The organism is Paenibacillus sp. Pae15 (assembly GCF_024519685.1).
GTDB lineage: Bacteria > Bacillota > Bacilli > Paenibacillales > NBRC-103111 > Paenibacillus_G > Paenibacillus_G naphthalenovorans.
Genome location: NZ_JALJRM010000046.1, coordinates 1 through 20646 on the forward strand (window position 1 = coordinate 1; position 20646 = coordinate 20646).

Here is a 20646-nt window from a genome sequence, read left to right on the forward strand (position 1 = left end):
CACGCAACCACTTCTGGATATATCTACTACGTTACACAAACTTCTTGACACTACCTGCTACCCTTCTCCTTCACAGTGAATTTTCATAAAATAAACGCTTTCAAAATATAATGTATTACGAAGTTACTTTCATAGCAATCTTTTTTGATCAATTCATTGGCAAAAAAAGGAGGAACTATTTAATATATGTCGAAATAGTATGAATATTAATGAAAATTTGTTTTTATTAGAATAGGAGGCGAGCGGCATGAACTTAGGCGGGTTCAAGAACAAAGAAGTAGTGGTCGATTTAACATCCGGAACCGTCAGCTACAGGGAGATTAATGAGGAGCTGGCAAGGAAATTTATCGGAGGCCGGGGGCTTGGAGTAAAATATCTGCTGGATAACGGGCCCCAGGTGGAAGCGCTGTCTTCCGAAAATATGCTCTGTATTATGACGGGCCCCGTATCCGGCTCAAGAACGGTAATGAGCGGCAGATTATGCGTCGTTACCAAATCTCCGCTTACGGGTACCGTTACCGATTCCCATATGGGAGGATGGACGGCGGCGAGGCTGAAATGGTCCGGGGTCGACAATATTATTTTTACGGGGAAGAGCGCAAAACCGGTCTACCTGTACATTGAGAACGGTCAAGCCGAGTTGCGGGATGCCAGCGACGTATGGGGTAAAGGGACGCGGCATACGATTCAGGTGATGAAAGACCGATACGGAAAAGAAAATCTGAGCGTCATGTGTATCGGGCAGGCCGGAGAAAACCTCGTGCGCTATGCCGGCTTCATGAACGAAAACGACCGTGCGGCGGGACGCGGGGGAACAGGGGCTGTCGCAGGCTACAAAAATTTGAAAGCGATTGTGATCAAGGCCGAACAGAAAGGAAATATGCCCGTTCCGGCCAAGGACGATGATTATAAGAAAGCGAATCAGAGCGGGCTCAAGGCGGTGATGGAAGGCGGGCTTACCGCTCCCAGGAAGGGCGGACTTTCCGTATACGGCACCAACGTGCTTACGAGCCTGATTAATGAAGTCGGGGCATTGCCGACCATGAACTCCAAATATACGAATTGGGATGCTGCGGAAGGCCACAGCGGGGAAACGGTCAATTCGACTTTGCTCGTGGCGGACAATACCTGTCACGCCTGTCCCGTGGCCTGTAAGAAGGAAGTGGAGGTCAAGGAAGGCAAGTACAAGACAAAGGTCGAAAGCTTCGAGTATGAATCGGGCTGGGCGCTGGGCGCGAACTGCGGATTGAGCGATGCGGCAGCGATCTCTTACATGATCAATATGTGTAATGAATACGGCATGGATACCATCGAGCTGGGGAATGTACTTTCCGTGACCATGGAAGCCGCTGAACGGGGGCTTATCTCTGAGAATATTTCCTGGGGCGATGCGGATCGGATGATTGAGCTGGTAGAGCAGATGGTATTCCGCCAAGGCATTGGCGATATCCTGGCCGAAGGGCCTGCCCGTGCAGCTGCGAAGTTCGGCGATCCGAACCTGGCAATGGCCGTCAAGGGGCAATCGATTCCGGCCTATGATCCCCGCGGCATTCAAGGGATCGGTCTTGGCTTTGCCACAAGCAACCGCGGAGCCTGTCACCTGCGCGGCTACACCGTAGCCAGTGAAATTGCGGGAATTCCGGAGCCTACGGACCGGCTTGTAGCGGAAGGAAAAGGGGCGCTGCTGAAAATATTCCAGGATCTTCACTCCTTCTCGGATTCGATGAACGTATGTAAATTCTCCTCCTTCTCCGAAAATGCCGATCACTATGCGCAGCAGTACTCTGCGATGACAGGTGCTGACATTACGGGCGACGATGTATTGAAAATCGGGGAGAGAATCTACAATCTGGAGCGTTACTATAACAATCTCGCCGGCTTTAACAAGCGTGAGGACGATTACTTGCCTAAACGCTTTACGCAAGAGCCTGCCACCGGGAACAGCGCGGGCTCGGTAAGCCGGATGGATATCATGCTTGATGAGTATTACCAGGTTCGCGGTTGGAGGGACGGAGTCGTTCCGGAGGAAAAGCTGAAAGAATTGCAAATCATCTAAACTAAACAAGCATAAAAAAAGGTGGAATCCGGATTCCACCTTTTCTTTACCCTCCTGCCCTGAATGTTTTTCGGCGGAAGGCTGCAATGACTTGTTGAAGAGCTTCCTGGGACGATGCTTCAAAACGGATAAAGACGGCATTTACGATGAATACGGGTGTAAATCGGAGTTGATTTTCGCTTAGAATGTGTGCCTGCCAATCGGGTCCTTGAAAAACAAAAGGAAATTCAAAGGTCTGTTTTGCCGCCCCCAGTTCTATCAAATAAGTCTTCAGATGCTCTAGAGGAATGCCGCGAAATTCCAATGTCCGCTCTGCCGTCATCGATTATCCTCCGGCTACAGGGGGAAAGAGAGCGAATTGGTCTTCCCCGCTGACGGGAGTATTCAATCCGTCCAAATGAATGATGTTTCTACCGTTAATAAACACATGGACGAAGGGCTTGAGCTTCCGCTCATGATCAAATACCTCATCATCCATGGCGGGATAAAGCTTGATTAAATCCTCGAGCACCTGAATGACAGAGCTTCCGTCAGGAGAGGGTACTTCCACGACCTTGTCCAGGCAAATTTCACGGAAATTGGCAAACAGCTTGACCTTCATATGGACAGCTCCCTTCTTTTGTTATCTTTCATTATAATGGATTGATTTCCTTTTTGTGTAGATGCAGAGTTGATCCCATTTTTAGCCGCAGGAGGAGCGCATGAAATTCTTCAATGTAAAAACCGTAGACGAAACAGTGAACATCATCGAAACGCATTTTGCTCCCATTCACGAACCTGTTCGGGTTTCGATCCGGGAGGCGGTGGGCCGTGTCCTTGCCGAGGATGTATATTCCAGGGAACAGGTTCCGCCCTTTGCCAGATCTACGGTAGACGGCTATGCGGTTCAGGCGAAAACAACCTATGGCGCATCGGAGTCCATGCCCGCTTTTCTGGATATTACGGGAAAAATTCAAATGGGCAAGAGAGCGGAGATTCCGCTTCTGGAAGGGCAGGCTCAATATATTCCTACAGGGGGGATGCTGCCGGAGGGCGCTGACAGCATCGTGATGATTGAGCATGTGGAAGAGGTGGGCGACCTGCTTAATGTCTACCGTCAGGTCGCTCCGGGGGAAAATGTGATCCGGGCCGGCGACGACGTAGAGATAGGGGAGCATGTCCTTCACAAGGGGATACGGCTTCGTCCGCAGGATTTGGGCTTGTTAGCGGCCATAGGCATAACGGAGGTGGCGGTCGCCTCCATCCCGGTCGTCGGGATTCTCTCCACCGGCGATGAGATTGTTCCTCCGGACAAAACGGAGCTTTCCCCGGGAGAGATCCGTGATATCAACAGTGTGATGATAGGTTCCCGGCTTATGCAGCTTGGGGCCGAAGTGATTTATGGCGGCATAGTGCAGGATGAGTATGAGGAGTTTTTGGCCCGTGCGCGTGCCCTCTTCGGCAAGGTGGATTTTCTTCTTTTGTCGGGAGGAAGCTCGGTGGGAACAAGAGATTTCACCGTTCAAGTCATTGAGGCGCTGGGTGAACCGGGCGTGCTGGTACATGGTGTGGCTACAAAGCCGGGAAAACCGACAATTATTGGAAAATCGCAGGGAAAACCTGTCATGGGATTGCCCGGACATCCCGTATCCGCACTTATCATGCTGGATTTACTCGGCGTCCCTATCCTGAAGCAGCTTCAGGGCGAATCGAAAGATGACTTTGATAAGCGGTTTAGGGCGCGCATATCCCGTAATGTTCCTTCCGCCGTAGGACGGAGCGATTATATTCGGGTTCGTCTGGAGGAGCGCGAGGACGGGCTGTGGGCGGTACCTGTCTTCGGCAAGTCGGGTTTGGTTACGACTATGGTCGAAAGCGACGGTATTATGGAAATTTCAGCGAATAAAGAAGGCATTTTGGAAGGAGATCATGTAAAGATCAAGCTGTTTGGCAAGGAGATCTGACCGTAGCGGCAAATGAAATAAATGAATGCAGAAGGCTTTGGAAGGGGTATACCATGCGAAAAATCTACTTGGAAGACACTCCGCTGCAGGACGCCCAGCGTGAATTTCTGGAGAAAATCACGTTTGACAGAAAGGTGGAATGGGTCCGAACGACCGAGGCTTTAGGCAGAATCACGGCCGATCCTGTGTATGCCAAGGTATCGATGCCGAATTACAATGCTTCTGCCATGGATGGAGTCGCCGTTGCGGCGGCAAAAACCTATGGGGCGGATGAACAAAATCCCGTTCGACTGAAGCGGGGTGTTGATTATGAAATCGTGGATACAGGCGATCCGATCCCGCCCGGGTTCGATGCCGTGATCATGATTGAGCATATTCATCAGGTGGACGAGGATACGATAGAAATTTTGGAACCGGTAGCCCCTTGGCAGCATATCCGTCCTACAGGGGAGGATGTCGTGGTGGGGGAAATGATCGTTCCGGCTCATCATGCCCTGCGTGCGGTGGACTTGGGGGCGATTCTGGCAGGCGGAAGGGTCGAGGTTGCCGTGCTGTGCAGGCCGAAGGTGGCGATCATTCCCACAGGCACCGAGCTCATCGAGCCGCGCGATGCGGTAGGACGCGGAGAGATTGTGGAGTTTAACGGAACCGTGTTTGCCTCGTATCTGAAGGAATGGGGTGCGGAGCCGATTTATCTCGGTATCGTTAAGGATGAGTATGATACAATTAAAGAAAAAGTGCTGGAAGCGACCCGGCTGGCCGATATCGTTATTCTGAATGCGGGCTCTTCTGCGGGAACGGAGGATTATACCGTTCATGTCATCTCTGAATTAGGCCGGGTCTTTACTCATGGAGTGGCCACGAGACCCGGAAAGCCTACGATTACAGGCGTTGTGAACGGGAAACCGGTGATCGGCGTGCCGGGGTATCCGGTTTCGGCCTATCTGTCGTTGGAATGGTTTGCGCGTCCTTTGGTCCATCATTATTACGGTCTGATCGAGCCGAAGCGCAATCTTCTTCAGGTGAAGCTCGGAAGAAGAATTGTATCCGATGCGGGAGCCGACGACTTTGTCCGCATGACGGTAGGCTGTATTGATGGAGCCTATATTGCCAATCCTTTGACCCGCGCGGCTGGAGTTACAATGTCGATGGTGCGTGCGGACGGCTTGCTTCGCATTCCGGCTGGACATATGGGCTATGAGCAGGGAGAGATGGTAGAGCTTGAGCTGTACCGCCCTAAAGAACAGATCGACCGTACGATCGTGATTACCGGCAGCCATGATTTGTCCGTGGACGTTCTGCATACCCTGCTGCGGAAGACATACCCCGATCGTTTTCTGGTTTCGTCTCATGTCGGCAGTTTGAGCGGAATCCTCGCGATCCAAAAAGGGGAGGCCCATGCGGCCGGTGTTCATTTATTCGACGAGGAAACGGGAAGCTACAATATTCCTTATATTGAAAAGTATCTGAAAGGCCATGAGGTCGTTCTGGTTCAGCTGGTTTATCGCGAACAAGGCTGGATCGTTCCGAAAGGGAACCCTTTGGGGATCAGGTCTGCTGCAGATATTGGCAAGTCCCGGCTGACTTATATGAACCGGCAGCGGGGGGCCGGCACCAGGATTTTATTTGACTACCTGCTAAAACAAGAAGGCATCGACCGGAATACCATATATGGATATGACAGGGAAGCCATCAATCACCTCAGCGTTGCGGCGGCAGTGGCGGGTGGCGCGGCGGATGTCGGTCTGGGTATTTATTCTGCGGCCCAGGCGATGGACCTTGATTTTATCCCTGTAGCGGAAGAACGTTATGATCTCTTGATGAGCAAGCATTTTTACTATAGTCTAGAGGGGGAGACCCTGTTACAAGCGATTCGATCCGAGTCGTTTAAAAAAGAAATGGAATCCTTGGGAGGGTACAGCTGCCGGGAGTCCGGACAGATCGTTTACGAGAATTAATTTCGCTCGTTGAGGGAGTGATTAGCGCATGCAGAAACCAACCCGTTCAATTGTCGACAAGCTACAACGCCCCCTCCGTGACTTGCGCATATCCGTTACGGATCAATGCAATTTCCGCTGTCGGTATTGTATGCCCGAAGAAATATTCGGGTCCGATTACAAATTTCTACCCAAGGAGAAGCTTCTCACCTTCGAGGAGCTGACCAGACTGACCCGGATTTTCGTTTCTCTGGGTGTGGAGAAGGTGCGCATTACCGGCGGGGAGCCGCTGATGCGCAGGGATCTTCCAACATTCATTCACATGATCAGCAAGGTCGGCAGAGTCAAAGACATCGCCATGACAACCAACGGCTCTTTACTGGCCAAGCACGCGAAAGCTTTGAAGGAAGCGGGGCTGCACCGGGTTACGGTAAGTCTTGACAGCCTGGATGATGACCGGTTTGGCCAAATGAACGGCCGGGGATTCAAGGTATCCCACGTTCTTGAAGGAATCGAAGCGGCCGCGGCTGCAGGCTTGCAAATTAAAGTGAATATGGTGGTTCAAAAGGGGACGAACGATCAGGATGTACTTCCCATGGCCAGATATTTTCGCGAGAAAGGGCACATCCTCCGTTTTATTGAATATATGGACGTAGGCAACTCCAATGGATGGCGGCTGGACCAAGTGCTTCCCAGCCGGGATATCGTTGAGCGGATCCATCGTGAAATGCCGCTAGAACCGGTCGGGCCCAATCATTATGGAGAGGTGGCTTCAAGATATCGCTATCTGGAGGGAAAAGGGGAGATCGGCCTAATCTCTTCCGTCACTCAAGCCTTCTGCTCCACTTGCACCAGAGTAAGGCTTTCCGCGGAAGGGAAGATGTACAGCTGTCTGTTCGCTTCAGCCGGAACCGATCTCCGCGCCCCTTTGCGAGAGGGTAAGAGCGATCCGGAGATCCGGGAATTGATCACGGAGTTTTGGCGTCACCGGACGGACCGTTATTCCGAAGAAAGGCTCTCCAATACGCCTGAAATCACGAAAAAGAAAAAAGTCGAGATGTCTCATATCGGCGGGTAACTGGAACGCCATAGGATGAAGAGGAGATGAAATGTCTCCTCTTTTTTGTGCTGTTCCGGTTTTTGCAGACCGTATGACAGGCCATCGAAAAGCGAATGTATTCCAAAAAATTCTATGAAAGCGTTGACAAGAGAAATGGCTTATATTAAAATCTAAGCAACAAACCATAATGTGGAATTATAAATCCACTGTATGGATTCAAAAGGAGGAGAGTCAAGTGGCCAATTCCGTTAGCGAAGAAGAGATTTTCAACCAATATTATGAGGAGCTTGAACAGGATCAGTTGGGACCGCTGTGGACCAAGCTCAGGTATATGGTGACCAAAGAGCCGGCCCACGATGTGGAGCCTTATCTTTGGAAATGGCAAACGATCCACAAGCATCTTTTGAGGTCTGGGGAGCTGCTGCCACTGGGAAGAGACAGTGAGCGGCGGGTCGTTTATTTGCAGAATCCCTCCCTTATGAAAAAAGGCTTGATCGGCTATGCCACCAACACCTTATATGCCGGAATTCAATTATTGCTTCCGGGCGAAGTGGCGCCGGCACACCGTCATACTCAATCCGCGATCCGGTTTATTATTGAAGGGGACGGGGCTTTCACGGCGGTCGACGGCGAAAAAACCTATATGGAGCAAGGGGATTTAATTTTAACGCCGTCATGGACATGGCACGATCATGGACATGAAGGAAAGGAACCCATGATTTGGATGGATGGGTTAGACGTTGGTCTTGTCCGCAACCTTGCCGGTTCCTTCTATGAGCCTCATCCCGATAACGCTCAACCTGTCACGAAGCCGGATAACGGTTCTACGCTCCGATACGCCGGCGGTTCCTATCGGCCGGTAACGGAAAGAAAGAAGCGAGGCTATCCTTCACCGCTGTTGGCTTATAAATGGGAAAAGACGAAAGGGACATTGCATCATTTATCCCAATTGCAGGAGGCAGATCCATTTGACGGTTATGCGGTGGATTATATCAATCCTTTGACTGGAGGTTCCGCAGATCCGCGCATCGGTACAACGATGCAAAAGCTGCCGCCCGGCATGCATACACATGCTCACCGTCATGTGCACACGGCCGTCTATCATGTGTTGGAAGGTACCGGTTATACCGTCATTAACGGTCAAAAGTTTGAATGGTCGAAAGGGGACTTTTTCGTTCTTCCGCCATGGAGCTGGCACGAGCATGTGAATGCAGGCTCCCGGGATGCCTATCTGTTCTCGATTAACGATCGTCCTGTCCTGGAAATGTTGGATCTGGAAAAGGAACAGCCCTATGAGGAGCATAACGGAAATCAACCCATCACCGGCATCTTTACCCCCGTGGTTCAGGAATCCGAATGAATGAAACCGATGAATGTGCATGGAGCATAAACGAAATGGATGTGGAGGCGCTGCCCGTTGAAAATTGCCCTATTTAATCAACATCGTTTAGGTATTGTCCAAAATGACCGGATCTACGATGTATCGGAAGCTGTCTCCTGGAATGCTCACAATCCTCAAGAATCGTTAGAGCGGTTGATTTGCAGCTTTAACGAATGGAAACCGAAGCTGGAGCTGGCCTTAACAAATTCCGATTCTTATCCGTTAACAGAAGTGAAATTACAAGCCCCTGTACCGAAGCCAAGCAAAATTTTAGCAGCTCCGGTAAATTATTTAAATCATCAATCCGAAATGAACGCCAAATTTAACAACGCTCCCTATACGATTGAAAAGCTTGGTTTATTTCTAAAAGCACCGTCGTCCATTATCGGGCCGGGCGAAACAGTCCTTTTGCCTTACAAGGACCGGCGGCATGACCACGAAGCGGAGCTCGCGTTTGTTATTGGAAAGGAAGCGAAGAATATCACCGCTGCTGAAGCGGGGGAATATATATTTGGTTATTTTGCCTTAATGGATATTACGGTTCGAGGCGAGGAGGAAAGAACGTGGCGAAAGTCGTTTGATACGTTTACGCCGATGGGCCCATGGATTGTCACATCCGACGAGATCAACAACCCGCATCATCTTCAAATGGAGCTGTGGGTAAATGAGGAGCTGCGGCAGAACACCAATCTCAGCGAGATCATCTGGGATTGCTGCACCTGCTTGGAGAAGGCCTCGCAAGCGATGACGCTGTATCCGGGAGATATCATTACAACGGGAACGCCAGAGGGAGTTGGACCCATTACCAAGGGAGATTGCGTCCGAATCCGCATTGATCGGATTGGCGAATTTAGCGTGAATGTCGATTTTAAAGATGATGCTGTTTAATGCATGGAGGACTCGAGGATGACAAAAACAAACAACATTCCTTTTATGGTTATCGGAGGCGGGATTGGCGGATTGGCGGCAGCTTTAAGCATTGCGAAAACCGGACGGCCGGTTCAAGTGCTGGAGCAGGCTCCGGAATTCGCAGAGGTTGGTGCAGGCTTGCAGCTTGCGCCTAATGCACTGGCGGTATTGGATAAACTGGGAGTATTGGGTACAGTCATGGAAAAAGCGGTTGCGCCCCGAAGACTGGTTTTGATGGATGCCATCACCGGCCAAGAAATGACCGCCCTGGATTTAGGCGGCGCCTTCCTCCGGCGTTACGGCTATCCCTATATTGTGACGCATCGGTCGGATTTGCTGGATGCACTGCTTGCAGCATGTCGTTCCCATGATCTGATTACGTTGTTGAACAACAAAGAGGCGCTGTCCGTCGAGGATTTGGGGGACCGGGCCCGGGTCAGTTGCAGAGACGGCTCGGTTTACACGGCCGATGCGGTAATCGGCGCCGATGGACTATGGTCCAGAACGCGTAAATTATTTGTTGAAGACAAAGCCGTCTGTTCGCATTATGTAGCTTATCGGGGAACCATTCCGATCTCTGAGATTCCCGAGGCCAATCTGGATGACGTCGTCTGCTGGATCGGTCCGAATCTGCATTTGGTTCAATACCCTGTACGCCGGAAGGAGCTTTACAATCAGGTCGTCGTTTTTAGGAGCTATCAATACAAGGAAGACTCCGACGATTGGGGGACCACGGCAGAACTCGATGAGCGGTTCAGCGTGTGCTGTCCGTCCGTTCTCAACGCCGTTTCCTTTATTCACCGCCAACGCCGTTGGCCTTTGTACGACAGACAGCCGATCCATACATGGACGGAAGGACGGATTGCGCTGCTTGGCGACTCGGGCCACCCTATGCTGCAGTATCTGGCGCAAGGAGCATGTCAGGCGTTGGAAGACGCCTTCGTTTTAGGCGAGAAACTCGAAGCGCATGGAAGCCAAATACAGCAGGCGTTTATGGCCTACCAGCAGGAACGGGCTCCAAGAGCCGCCAAAGTGCAGCAGACCGCCCGCGTCTTTGGCGATATCCTTCATACGGAGGACAATACAGCCATTCTTCTGCGAAACGCGATATTATCTCAGCGAAAAACGGATGACTACAGTGTGGTCGATTGGTTATACGGAACGTTTGTCCCGATGAATCAAGAACGTTAGTTTTGAAATGGATATCTTGAAACCGATTACAAACTGAAATAAAAAATGGGCAAGGGGGATGGGAAGCATGAAAAAGCATCTGGATGAAGAGACAAGGAAAAGCATTGAGAACAGCCTGGAACGAGGATTGTTTCCCCAATGGGTATTGACCGATCCGGATATTTACAATATTGAAATGGAGCAGATCTTTTTACGTACCTGGCAGCTTTTGGGACATGAATCGGAAATCAGGGAACCAGGGCAATATGTCACTCGTTGGATAGTGAATGATCCGGTACTGTTGGTGCGAAACGGCGGCGGGGAAATTAAAGCGTTTTTGAATTCCTGTACACATCGGGGAGTTCACTTATGTACGGCCGATGCCGGTAAAAAGAAAAGCTTTACATGTCCGTACCATGGGTGGTCCTATAACCTTGACGGCGACCTGATCGGTATTGTTGCCGGGGATAAAATTTATGGAGAAGAAATGGATAAGAAAGACTGGGGACTCCGTCCCATTCCAAGAGTAGAGGTATATAAAGGCCTGATTTTTGCGAATCTGGACCCTCAGGCGATGCCTTTGGAGGAGTTCCTTGGCGAATTTAGATGGTATTTGGATATCATGCTGGGACGGAGCGATGGAGGTATGGAGGTGCGGGGCGTGCCTCAGCGCTGGGTCGTTCATGCGAACTGGAAGATGGTATCGGAAAATTTTGTAGATCCCTATCATGTTCAAACCTCGCACCGGTCAACGGTTGAGCTTGGCATGAGTCCCGAAGATCCGTTATATGCAAGCTATGGTCATGGTGTAGCCTGTAACCACGGACACGGGATCTGCGTCATCACAAGCAGTCCCAAGTCCAAAGCCAGACCGGTTAAATATCAGGGGTTGCCGCAAGAAATGTGGCCTATGTTTGAACGGAATTTAACCAAAGAACAACTGGAAGTGTTTGAAAAAGTAAAAGTGCTTGTAGGCACATGCTTTCCGAATATGTCGTTTAACTGCCCGCTTCACGGCAACGAAGGTCATTTATACAATTACTTTAACGTGCGTGTTTGGCGGCCGCTCGGACCCGATAAAGTGGAAGTCATTTCATGGTTCCTGATTGATCAAAGTGCGCCGGAACAATACAAGGAAGATGCTTATAAAGGATATATCGGCTCGTTTGGCCCTTCGGGAACGTTAGAGCAGGACGATACGGAAATATGGGCACGGGTGGTGCAGGCCAGCAAAGGCTTCATGGTTCGGGACAAATCGCTGAATTACAATAACTTCTCCAACTATTTAATGGGATATGACCATGTTGCTCCCGATGAAACCTTTCCAGGGCCGGGTGTGGCTTATTCAACCAACTATGTGGATTTTATGACCAGAGGGTATCATGACTACTGGTTTGAGATGTTGACCAAGGAATAGTCGGAGGAGATGAACAGGATGAACATGGAAACGTATTTTCGCGTGACTCATTTTTATACCCGCGAAGCATCTATACTGGACCGCAGGCTTTTTAATGAATGGCTGGATCTGCTTGCGGATGATATTGTATACCGGATGCCGGTTCGGATTACCCGTGAAGAGAGGGATGGGTCCAACATCGTGGATGACATGACTTTCTTTGAAGATACGAAGACTTCATTAAACCTGCGCGTAAAAAGGTTAAGCACAACGTCGGCATGGGCGGAAAATCCTGCGCCACGCACCCGGCATTTCGTATCCAATATTCTGGTTGAAAGCGAGTCGGATCAGGAACTAAGCGTTCGCAGTCACTTTTTATTGATGCGAAGCCGGGCGTCTGAAACCGAAATCGAACAACTATTTGGAGAACGAATGGATGTTCTGCGAAAGGCCGGAGATGGGTTTAAGATTTGTTCCCGAACGATTATTCCCGATCAAACGATACTCAATCTGAAAAATCTCAGCATGTTCTTATAATTCATCATTTATTTAGAGTAAGACGTGAAAGGGGGAAGATAGGGTTGGACGCACAGATGATGTTATTTCAACAAAGCTTTTGGAGCGGTATCACCATCGGATTTATTTATGCTCTTATCGCTCTCGGGTTCACGATCATTTTCAATGTCAGCAAGATTCTTAATATCGCCCAAGGAGAATTTACTATGATCGGCGCCTTGAGCTTGTACTCCTTTGTCACGACGTTAAACAGTCCGTATTGGGTAGGTCTATTGTTAACCGTCGTATTAGCTTCGGTGATTGGGTGGTTCATGGTCAAAATGGCCATTAACCCGTTAAAAAAGCCGGATATTCTTACGATGATTGTGGTTACCGTTGCGTTCGGGGAAATTCTCAAAGGTGCCGCGTTTCTGGTCTGGGGCAGCGATAACTTTGCGATACCGGCTTTGTTTAAAAGTGTATCCATCCCCGTATTTTCGGCGAATGTGGATTCGCAAACGATTCTGATCATTGCGGTGTCGCTGCTCATTTATTTTGGTTTCAGATGGGTGAATAAAAACACTTATTTTGGCAGGGCTTTGACGGCCATCTCGGGAGATCCGTATGCGGCCGGATTAATGGGGATTCATGTCAAACGAATGATCCTTGTCGTTTTTATTATCGGTTCCATTATGGGATCTGTGGCCGGAATTTTGGCAGGCCCGCTCATTACGATGAGTTATTATCAGGGATCGATGTTAGGAATAAAAGCGTTTATTGCCGCTCTTCTGGGAGGGTTGGGCAGCTATGGAGGGGCTATCATCGGCGGGTTAATCCTCGGACTATTCGAAGCCTATGCCGCCGGCTTTGTTTCTTCATTGTTAAAAGACGCGTTTTCGTTCATCGTCCTGCTTGTTTTACTCGTGTTTCTGCCAAGCGGTTTGGTATCCGTCAAGTCACTCTATAAAAAGAACGGCTGATTCTTAATGTGATGTTAACAAATCGACAGGAGGGGATAGAGTGACTAAAAAATGGGTTTCTTGGGATCTGGCATGTTTAGTGCTGTTTATCAGCATCGCTCCTTTTCTTTTAGGAGAATCGTATTTTTTTGAAACGGTCAATATTGCCGGGATTTATGCCATTGCGGTGATCGGCCTGAATTTAATTCTGGGCTATGCCGGACTCATTGCGCTTGGACATGCGGGTTTTTTTGGTTTAGGCGCTTATGTATCCGCATATCTGTCCATTCATTTGAATGTGCATCCGTTTTTATCGATTCTGCTGAGCTGTATCCTGATCGCGATGTTTACCTTTCTTATTGCGTTCCCGCTGTTAAGATTGTCCGGCTACTTTCTCGCATTGGGGACATTGGGGCTTGGGGTCGTACTCTTCACTTTAATCAACAGCGGTGGTGAAATCACGGGAGGACCCAACGGACTTGCCAATATTCCGGGCTTTTCTATTGGATCGTATCAATTTCATTCGTTCCACGATCATTTTTATCTGATCTGGATTACGGTGCTGATCATCTTCATTCTGACGAAAAATCTGGCGAATTCCCGTGAAGGAAGAGCGATGAAGGCCATCCATTCCGATGAGGGGGCTGCGGCTTCCTTTGGCGTCAATGTATTCCGATTTAAAATGAAAGTCTTTGTTCTGGGCTGTACCTTGGGCGCATTAGCCGGCGGATACTACGCTCATTATATGGTTTTTATTTCTCCGGACATTGTAAGTATGCATAATTCGATCAATATGTTGATCATGGGTTTTCTTGGCGGACTTGGTTCATATCTCGGACCGATTACGGGGACTTTCGTTTTTCAAATTATTCCGCAGATCTCAGCCTTGATGGAGGACTACGAGATTTTGATCAAGGGGATTATTTTTCTGCTGGTTGTTCTTTTTCTTCCGGGAGGCGTTCAATCGGCGATCGATAAGGTATCGTTATCGTTAAAAGGAAGAAAGACGACCCCAAAGGAAAACAGGGTGTATCAAGAATCGATGGGGAAGGAGTGAACGATTTGGGTTTACTGCAAGTTGAGGGCATATCCAGGCATTTTGGTGATTTGAAGGCCGTTTCCAATGTGTCTTTTGAAGTGGAGGAAAAGCAAATTGTTTCGGTTATAGGACCGAACGGAGCCGGGAAATCGACGCTGCTTAATTTAATCACCCAAGTGCTTCCTCTCTCAAGCGGCAGAGTTATGTTCAAGGATACGGATCTGGCCAGTAGAAGGACTCATGAGCTTGTAGGTATGGGAATCGCGAGGACGTTCCAAAATATTCGGTTGTTTTCAATCCATAAAATGAATGTGTTGGAAAATGTCATGCTGGGTTTGCATCATCAATACGACCATGGTTTATTTTCTGCCGGTATCGGCTTGAGAAAAGCAAGAAGCAACGAGAAACAGATGGAAGAGAGAACTTTTGAAATCCTTGCTCTTCTTCGGATCGAACCCTTTGCCTATACACCGGTTACGGAGCTGCCGTTCGGTATTCAGCGTCTTGTCGAATTGGGGCGTGCGCTTGCAGCCAAACCCTCCCTGCTGATCCTGGATGAACCTGCAGCCGGGCTAAATGATATGGAAACCGAAGTGCTGTCAGATCTGATTCTGAACATTAAAAAGGAAGGTGTATCCATTCTTCTGGTTGAGCATCATATGGGTCTGGTGATGAATATTTCCGACAAGATCGTGGTATTAAATTACGGACAAAAATTGGTCGAAGGCAGCCCCGCAGACGTCCAAAACGACCCCAAAGTCATCGAGGCTTATTTAGGGAAGGAGAAAGCCCATGCTGGCGCTTAAAGACATTTATGCGAAATATGATCAGCTGAACGTATTGAAAGGAATCTCGATTCATGTTGAAAAAGGAGAGGTGGTTAGTATATTAGGCGCGAACGGAGCCGGGAAAACATCGGTTTTGAAAGCGATAACAGGAGGGATAACGGTTACGTCGGGAAAGGTGTATTTTGGGGAAAAGGACGTCACGTCTCTTCCTGCACATGCCGTAGTTAAAGAAGGCATATCCCATGTTCCGGAGAACCGCAGAGTATTTCGGGAGCTCAGTGTGGAGGACAATTTGATCATGGGCGGGTTTAAGTTTACCCGCTCAAAGAAAGAGATGGATGCCAGAATGGAATCGGTCTACGAGATGTTCCCCCGGCTGCGTGAAAGAAAAACACAGAAGGCCGGTACGATGAGCGGCGGGGAGCAGCAGATGGTTGCCATCGGCAGAGGCCTGATGATGTCGCCGAAGCTGATGATCCTGGACGAACCGTCCCAGGGCCTGGCTCCCAGGATCGTGGAGGAAATTTTTGAAGCGATTCAAAAGCTTGGCAAGGAAGGGCGAACCATTGTTTTAGTTGAACAAAACATATTTCAGGCACTGCAGATCTCAAACCGGGCGTATGTGATCAAGTCCGGGGAAATCATGATGGAAGGGGACGCTAAACAATTGCTGGCAAGGGAGGATATTAAGGAGGCCTATTTGCATTAATCTAAGGTTAAGCGAATACATAAAGTAAAAGGGGAGAGTAAAATTGAGAAAAGTGAGTTTGACCCTATCCGTTATGATGGTATTCGTTGTCGTCCTGCTTGCAGCTTGCGCGGGCAATCAGACGAGCAGTCCGGCTTCGGCTCCGAATAAATCCGGCGAAGCGGCAAAGACGGATGCGAAGAATCCGATTGTCTTGGGGTCCACGATGGCTATGACCGGAGGTGCGGGATTTCTCGGGTCAAGTATGAAAGAGGTTTTTGACATGGTGGCCAAACAGGTGAATGCGGAAGGGGGAATTAACGGCCGCGAGTTGAAGCTGATTTATTACGATGATGAGAATAATCCGGAGAAAGCGGTACAGAATGCACAAAAGCTGATTAAAAAGGACGGCGCCAAGATTATTTTGGGGCCAAGCACAGCTCAAACCTCCGGCGCTATCCAGTCCGTTGCCGATAAGAATAAAGTCATTATGTTTTCTTTATCCCCCACGTATACGGCTCCCGGGAACAGTTTTGGCTTCGTCACTTCTTTAAAGCAAGATGCGTTTCATGAAATTCCGCATGAATGGTATAAACAGAAGGGAATCAAAAAGGTGGGTTTGATCGCAACGACAGATACGAGCGGCAACATTTCGGCAAAGATTATCGAGGCCATGAACAAGAAAGACGGCATTGAGTATGTCATTGAAAGAATGGGGCTGCAGGATATCGATGTGACTCCGCAGTTGACCCGCTTAAAGAGCGCGGGCATTGAGGCGCTTGAAATTGTTGGCCCGGGTGCGCCACCGGCTATTGCCATCAAGAATGCAGGGCAAATCGGTCTCGATATTCCGCTGATCCTTAATGCTAGCCAGGTTTCCTACGCGTTTGCCAACTCGATCAAAGATTATATTCCGGAGCAGCTGTATTTCGCAGGTACTGCCCCTATCGCATGGAAAGGACTTAGCGAGCAAAATCCGCTGAAGCCGTTAATGGTCAAATTTGCGGATGACTTTAAGAAGGAATACAACAAGGAGATTGACCACGTGACGGCGATTGGCTACGATTCGATACTTACCGTTATTGAAGCGATAAAGAAAGCCGGCAGCGATGATCCGGAAGCGGTCAAACATGCGCTGGAAACTCAATTCAATAACTTTATCGTCACGACTGCGGTTGTAAACTATACCCCTGAGGATCATCAAGGTACAACCAACGATGGCGCCGTTATGCTGAAGCTGGATCCGGATTTAAGCTGGCATGTGGAATGGGAACCTAAATTCTGGGAGAAAAAATAAGAGGGTAAAGGAGAATGGGAATCATGGCTGACAATCGTGCGGTAGTCTATGTAGAACCCGGGAAAGTAGAGGTTCGGGATATCCGTTATCCGGAATTGATATTGCGGGATGGACCCGGAGTGAATCCGCTGAATGTGGGCAGAAAATGCGATCATGGGGTTATATTGAAAGTCGTCACGACGAACATTTGCGGTAGTGACCAACATATGGTCAGAGGCCGAACCACGGCTCCAAGCGGTCTTGTTTTAGGTCATGAAATTACGGGAGAAGTCATCGAAGTAGGGCGTGACGTTGAGTTTATTAAAAAAGGCGATCTCGTTTCCGTTCCGTTCAATATCGCGTGCGGCCGCTGCCGCAGTTGTAAAGAACGCAATACCAACGTTTGTGAAAACGTGAATCCGGACCGGCCGGGCTCCGCATATGGCTATGTGGATATGGGCGGCTGGGTCGGAGGACAGTCGGAATATGTAATGGTGCCTTATGCCGATTTTCAGCTTTTAAAATTCCCGGATAAAGACCAGGCGATGGAAAAAATTCTCGATCTGACGATGCTGTCCGATATTTTTCCAACCGGTTACCACGGTGCCGTAAGCGCGGGCGTGAAGCCCGGTTCTACAGTCTATGTAGCAGGTGCCGGTCCTGTGGGTTTGGCAGCGGCTCATTCGGCTCAATTGCTGGGTGCGGCTGTCGTCATTGTCGGCGATTTGAACGGCGAACGATTAGCGCAAGCCCGAAGCTTTGGATGTGAAACGGTTAATCTGAAAGAGCATCCCAATGTAGGGGAACAAATCGAACAAATCTTGGGTGTTCCCGAAGTGGATTGCGCCATTGACTGCGTAGGCTTTGAAGCGCATGGCCATGGTCACGCACACGGTGAAGCACCGGCTACCGTATTGAATTCCATTATGGAAGTAACCCGTGCAGGAGGCCGACTTGGCATTCCGGGTCTTTATGTAACCGGTGATCCGGGGGCCGTAGACGAGGATGCGAAGATCGGAACGTTAAAGATCCGCTTCGGATTGGGGTGGGCTAAAGCTCATACGTTTGTAACGGGCCAAACTCCGGTGATGCAGTATCATAGAGAATTGATGATGTCGATTTTGAACGGTAGAGCACAGATTGCAAAGGCGGTAAACGCCACTTTGATTTCGCTGGATCAAGCACCTCAAGCTTACTCGGAATTTGATAAAGGGGCTTCCAAGAAATTTGTCATCGATCCGCACGGGTCGATTAAGCATTAAACCTTGCGGCGCTGCGGGATTTGCCGTGTATGCCAAGAATATACACGCGAACCCGCAGGGCCGTTTTGTTTTTTGACTTCCCTACAGGACATGCGAATCATAGGTTTAAAGCCGGACCCCGCCGAATGCTTCTTTAAAGCCCATTTTTAAGGATATTTGACTTGCGGCCTCCTTGACCATTAATTTTGCCGGCTCCAGCCGGTCGCCATCCAACTGCACGGCAGGTCCAAGAATTGCTAAAGCCGCAATCAGCTTGCCTTCCGCATCATATATAGGCGCACCGATGGCAATGCCGCCTTCATACGTTTCTTCCATATCCGCATAGACTCGTTCCTCTTTGATTTTTTTGAACCGGACGCGAAGCACGTCCAGATCGGTGACGGTCTTGGAGGTCATTCGTACAAGGGGATGCTTTTGCAATAAACGCTCAAGCTCATCTTCCGTCAAATGGGCCATAATGACTTGTCCCAAAACTCCAAAATTAATAGGGCGGCGCAGTCCGATGTAAGAGGAATATTTAAAACCAACCGGGTTTTCCCGTAAAAAAACATAAACAAACGTTTCCTGCTCGATGACCGCCATAATCACCGTTTGTTTGGTATTAGTCTGGAGGTTAATAAGTATTTCCTCCGCCTCTTGCCTGACGTCAAGGAGAGTGGTAAGCGTACCGGCATATTCTAACAATTTTAATCCCAACCGGTAATTTTGGTTCTTTTGATCGTATTGAATAAGCCCCCGAAGCTCCAGCGTATACAATATTCGATAAGCGGTTGTTTTCGGCAATTTGGTCTTGGCTACGATCTCATCGATTGTTAGAACGGGGTGCTCTACAGAAAACACATTTAATAAATCAATAGCCCGATCGATGGCCCGAACGGAATTTACGTTGACATCACGCATGATAAGATAGTCCTCCCCATCGTTATAACAAATATTGAATCCATTATATGAATTATACAATCCATTTTATTTTTATACAACTATAAGCTATGCCGTTGCCTGTACCATTGGTCCATTTTTTACTTATAAGGCCATCGTGGTCAAGAACCCATCCTTTCCGTAACATTTTCACATAAAATAAAGCAAAATACTTTCGAACTGCTTTAAGGGAGGAGGGAGGAGCGTTTATTGGACTATACCGACAAACGACAATTTAAAAAACATGGTAAACGTAGAAGTGCGGTTGTTTGTGTGCCGGAAAGGAAAAAAAGGATAAGGCGAAACCAAAAGGTTCCTTGCCGGAAAAGAAAAAGGAAGTGCAAGAAAAAGATCATCGTAACAAGAATCGTGTATAAACAGGGTCCGCCCGGACAGCAGGGGCCACCTGGACAGCAAGGTCCTCCGGGGGACGCTTCCATTCGTATCATACCTGATGTAAGGAGATACTTTTTCGTAGCGGATACAGACATCGATCTTTCCAATACCCAAATGATTCCCGCCAATCGATTTATTAACGATGATGGGGAACCAGTAAACGAATTCGTAGAGCTGGGCGATGAGGGTTATTATAATTTATATGTGAATGCCGTATTACAAGAAGGAAAGATATATAACGTAAACCCCAATGCTTTAACGATATATTCCAATGAAGAAGTGATTTACGCAAGTACTTTAATCATTTTAGAAGCGGTAGGCTTCTCGATCAAACGGATTCACTAAAGGGTGATTTAAACGATGATCCACATGCCTGCGCCCGATTTTTAATAAATGGGTCATTAATCTAAGAAATTTATGATAAGTAGAAATATAATAATCATAGAATGGGAGGTGAGGAAATGGCACTGAGAATTTTGAAAATTTTTGCTTCGGCGACTACGACAACAACGACGGAAACAGTACCTACGGTGGAGCGGTTTTTTTATGAAGTCGCGGCACAGGTAACAGCCGGAAATACATTGACGATTGCTGTAGGAGATTTTGAGACCGATGCTGGTGTAGCTGCTACCTCGCTGCCGGCACTCGCTACGAACAATAGTTACGTCAATGTGTTTGTCAATGGTATTTTAGTAATGAACAACCTGGTGACGTATACGGATGGCGCGGCAGGACAGCTTGAGATTGAAGTACCGGTAGGATCCGAACCTATTGAGGCGACTACTCCCGTAGTATTGGAAGTGGTCAATTTCGCCCCTTCATCTACCTCCACTACAACGGTTATAACCTAATTCCCGATCGCTTATATGAACGGAAGATCAACAATAATTTTATAGCACTCCGCGGAGTGTTTTTTTTCTACGGCGGCATGAATAACATACATGTTATTTGAGCCATTGGTTTTCTAAATTTT

The 20646-nt window shown here is 48.6% G+C and carries 20 protein-coding genes; 17 read left to right on the forward strand and 3 right to left on the reverse strand.

Annotated features, from left to right (window positions below; all coding sequences use genetic code 11):
• Positions 1-247 precede the first annotated feature (247 nt).
• Positions 248-2056, forward strand: a complete 1809-nt coding sequence (locus NR121_RS23830; RefSeq protein ID WP_062409070.1) for an aldehyde ferredoxin oxidoreductase family protein — start codon at positions 248-250, stop codon at positions 2054-2056.
• A gap of 46 nt (positions 2057-2102) precedes the next feature.
• Here NR121_RS23830 and NR121_RS23835 read toward each other — a convergent pair whose 3' ends face one another.
• Positions 2103-2378, reverse strand: a complete 276-nt coding sequence (locus NR121_RS23835; RefSeq protein ID WP_062409069.1) for a MoaD-like domain-containing protein — start codon at positions 2376-2378, stop codon at positions 2103-2105.
• Positions 2379-2381: 3 nt separating this feature from the next.
• Positions 2382-2657, reverse strand: coding sequence for a ubiquitin-like small modifier protein 1 (locus NR121_RS23840; protein ID WP_054817882.1), 276 nt, complete (start codon positions 2655-2657; stop codon positions 2382-2384).
• A 100-nt stretch (positions 2658-2757) separates the two neighbouring features.
• Between NR121_RS23840 and NR121_RS23845 the strand changes: the two genes are divergently transcribed.
• The 14 genes from NR121_RS23845 (at position 2758) to fdhA (ending at position 18359) form a co-directional block, all read left to right on the forward strand.
• Positions 2758-3999 carry a molybdopterin molybdotransferase MoeA gene (locus NR121_RS23845; protein WP_137670250.1) on the forward strand — a complete coding sequence of 414 codons (1242 nt, stop codon included), beginning with the start codon at positions 2758-2760 and terminating at the stop codon, positions 3997-3999.
• A 53-nt stretch (positions 4000-4052) separates the two neighbouring features.
• Positions 4053-5957 carry a molybdopterin biosynthesis protein gene (locus tag NR121_RS23850; protein WP_256832039.1) on the forward strand — a complete coding sequence of 635 codons (1905 nt, stop codon included), beginning with the start codon at positions 4053-4055 and terminating at the stop codon, positions 5955-5957.
• Positions 5958-5985: 28 nt separating this feature from the next.
• Positions 5986-7014, forward strand: coding sequence for a GTP 3',8-cyclase MoaA (gene moaA / locus NR121_RS23855; RefSeq protein WP_062409066.1), 1029 nt, complete (start codon positions 5986-5988; stop codon positions 7012-7014).
• Between the two features lie 217 nt (positions 7015-7231).
• Complete coding sequence (locus tag NR121_RS23860) at positions 7232-8356, forward strand: cupin domain-containing protein (RefSeq protein WP_256832040.1); 1125 nt, start codon at positions 7232-7234, stop codon at positions 8354-8356.
• A 57-nt stretch (positions 8357-8413) separates the two neighbouring features.
• Entirely contained in the window at positions 8414-9265 is an 852-nt protein-coding gene (locus NR121_RS23865) for a fumarylacetoacetate hydrolase family protein (protein ID WP_074727526.1), read from the forward strand.
• 18 nt (positions 9266-9283) lie between these two features.
• Positions 9284-10477 carry an FAD-dependent monooxygenase gene (locus NR121_RS23870; protein WP_054817883.1) on the forward strand — a complete coding sequence of 398 codons (1194 nt, stop codon included), beginning with the start codon at positions 9284-9286 and terminating at the stop codon, positions 10475-10477.
• A gap of 67 nt (positions 10478-10544) precedes the next feature.
• Positions 10545-11873 carry an aromatic ring-hydroxylating oxygenase subunit alpha gene (locus NR121_RS23875; RefSeq protein ID WP_062409062.1) on the forward strand — a complete coding sequence of 443 codons (1329 nt, stop codon included), beginning with the start codon at positions 10545-10547 and terminating at the stop codon, positions 11871-11873.
• Between the two features lie 18 nt (positions 11874-11891).
• A complete protein-coding gene (locus NR121_RS23880) occupies positions 11892-12389 on the forward strand; it encodes an aromatic-ring-hydroxylating dioxygenase subunit beta (RefSeq protein WP_137670253.1) in 498 nt (165 codons plus the stop codon).
• Positions 12390-12433: 44 nt separating this feature from the next.
• A complete protein-coding gene (locus NR121_RS23885) occupies positions 12434-13327 on the forward strand; it encodes a branched-chain amino acid ABC transporter permease (protein WP_062409060.1) in 894 nt (297 codons plus the stop codon).
• Between the two features lie 40 nt (positions 13328-13367).
• The gene (locus NR121_RS23890) at positions 13368-14363 is read left to right on the forward strand and encodes a branched-chain amino acid ABC transporter permease (RefSeq protein ID WP_062409059.1); all 996 of its coding nucleotides are present in this window, start codon (positions 13368-13370) and stop codon (positions 14361-14363) included.
• Positions 14364-14368: 5 nt separating this feature from the next.
• On the forward strand, positions 14369-15151 hold the full coding sequence (locus NR121_RS23895; RefSeq protein WP_083351239.1) for an ABC transporter ATP-binding protein: 783 nt from the start codon (positions 14369-14371) through the stop codon (positions 15149-15151).
• Complete coding sequence (locus NR121_RS23900; protein WP_054817887.1) at positions 15138-15842, forward strand: ABC transporter ATP-binding protein; 705 nt, start codon at positions 15138-15140, stop codon at positions 15840-15842. The genes NR121_RS23895 and NR121_RS23900 overlap by 14 nt, the downstream gene beginning before the upstream one ends.
• A 52-nt stretch (positions 15843-15894) precedes the next feature.
• Entirely contained in the window at positions 15895-17118 is a 1224-nt protein-coding gene (locus tag NR121_RS23905; RefSeq protein WP_235594344.1) for an ABC transporter substrate-binding protein, read from the forward strand.
• 23 nt (positions 17119-17141) lie between these two features.
• On the forward strand, positions 17142-18359 hold the full coding sequence (fdhA, locus tag NR121_RS23910) for a formaldehyde dehydrogenase, glutathione-independent (protein ID WP_054817940.1): 1218 nt from the start codon (positions 17142-17144) through the stop codon (positions 18357-18359).
• 105 nt (positions 18360-18464) lie between these two features.
• Here fdhA and NR121_RS23915 read toward each other — a convergent pair whose 3' ends face one another.
• The gene (locus tag NR121_RS23915; protein ID WP_062409055.1) at positions 18465-19259 is read right to left on the reverse strand and encodes an IclR family transcriptional regulator; all 795 of its coding nucleotides are present in this window, start codon (positions 19257-19259) and stop codon (positions 18465-18467) included.
• A gap of 387 nt (positions 19260-19646) precedes the next feature.
• Here NR121_RS23915 and NR121_RS25260 point away from each other — a divergent pair, with 387 nt between their 5' ends.
• Both NR121_RS25260 and NR121_RS23925 read left to right on the forward strand, forming a co-directional pair.
• A complete protein-coding gene (locus NR121_RS25260) occupies positions 19647-20018 on the forward strand; it encodes a DUF4183 domain-containing protein (RefSeq protein WP_074727571.1) in 372 nt (123 codons plus the stop codon).
• Positions 20019-20134: 116 nt separating this feature from the next.
• The gene (locus NR121_RS23925; protein WP_054817893.1) at positions 20135-20524 is read left to right on the forward strand and encodes a DUF4183 domain-containing protein; all 390 of its coding nucleotides are present in this window, start codon (positions 20135-20137) and stop codon (positions 20522-20524) included.
• The last annotated feature ends 122 nt before the right edge of the window (positions 20525-20646 follow it).

What these genes read in the sequence shown, in the direction of transcription:
- NR121_RS23870 (WP_054817883.1), top strand. Translation starts at nt 9,284, where the DNA reads ATGACAAAAACAAACAACATTCCTTTTATGGTTATCGGAGGCGGGATT.
- NR121_RS23845 (WP_137670250.1), top strand. Translation starts at nt 2,758, where the DNA reads ATGAAATTCTTCAATGTAAAAACCGTAGACGAAACAGTGAACATCATC.
- NR121_RS23830 (WP_062409070.1), top strand. Translation starts at nt 248, where the DNA reads ATGAACTTAGGCGGGTTCAAGAACAAAGAAGTAGTGGTCGATTTAACA.
- fdhA (WP_054817940.1), top strand. Translation starts at nt 17,142, where the DNA reads ATGGCTGACAATCGTGCGGTAGTCTATGTAGAACCCGGGAAAGTAGAG.
- NR121_RS23915 (WP_062409055.1), bottom strand. Translation starts at nt 19,259, where the DNA reads ATGCGTGATGTCAACGTAAATTCCGTTCGGGCCATCGATCGGGCTATT.
- NR121_RS23925 (WP_054817893.1), top strand. Translation starts at nt 20,135, where the DNA reads ATGGCACTGAGAATTTTGAAAATTTTTGCTTCGGCGACTACGACAACA.
- NR121_RS23850 (WP_256832039.1), top strand. Translation starts at nt 4,053, where the DNA reads ATGCGAAAAATCTACTTGGAAGACACTCCGCTGCAGGACGCCCAGCGT.
- NR121_RS23835 (WP_062409069.1), bottom strand. Translation starts at nt 2,378, where the DNA reads ATGACGGCAGAGCGGACATTGGAATTTCGCGGCATTCCTCTAGAGCAT.
- moaA (WP_062409066.1), top strand. Translation starts at nt 5,986, where the DNA reads ATGCAGAAACCAACCCGTTCAATTGTCGACAAGCTACAACGCCCCCTC.
- NR121_RS23880 (WP_137670253.1), top strand. Translation starts at nt 11,892, where the DNA reads ATGAACATGGAAACGTATTTTCGCGTGACTCATTTTTATACCCGCGAA.
- NR121_RS23900 (WP_054817887.1), top strand. Translation starts at nt 15,138, where the DNA reads ATGCTGGCGCTTAAAGACATTTATGCGAAATATGATCAGCTGAACGTA.
- NR121_RS23840 (WP_054817882.1), bottom strand. Translation starts at nt 2,657, where the DNA reads ATGAAGGTCAAGCTGTTTGCCAATTTCCGTGAAATTTGCCTGGACAAG.
- NR121_RS23875 (WP_062409062.1), top strand. Translation starts at nt 10,545, where the DNA reads ATGAAAAAGCATCTGGATGAAGAGACAAGGAAAAGCATTGAGAACAGC.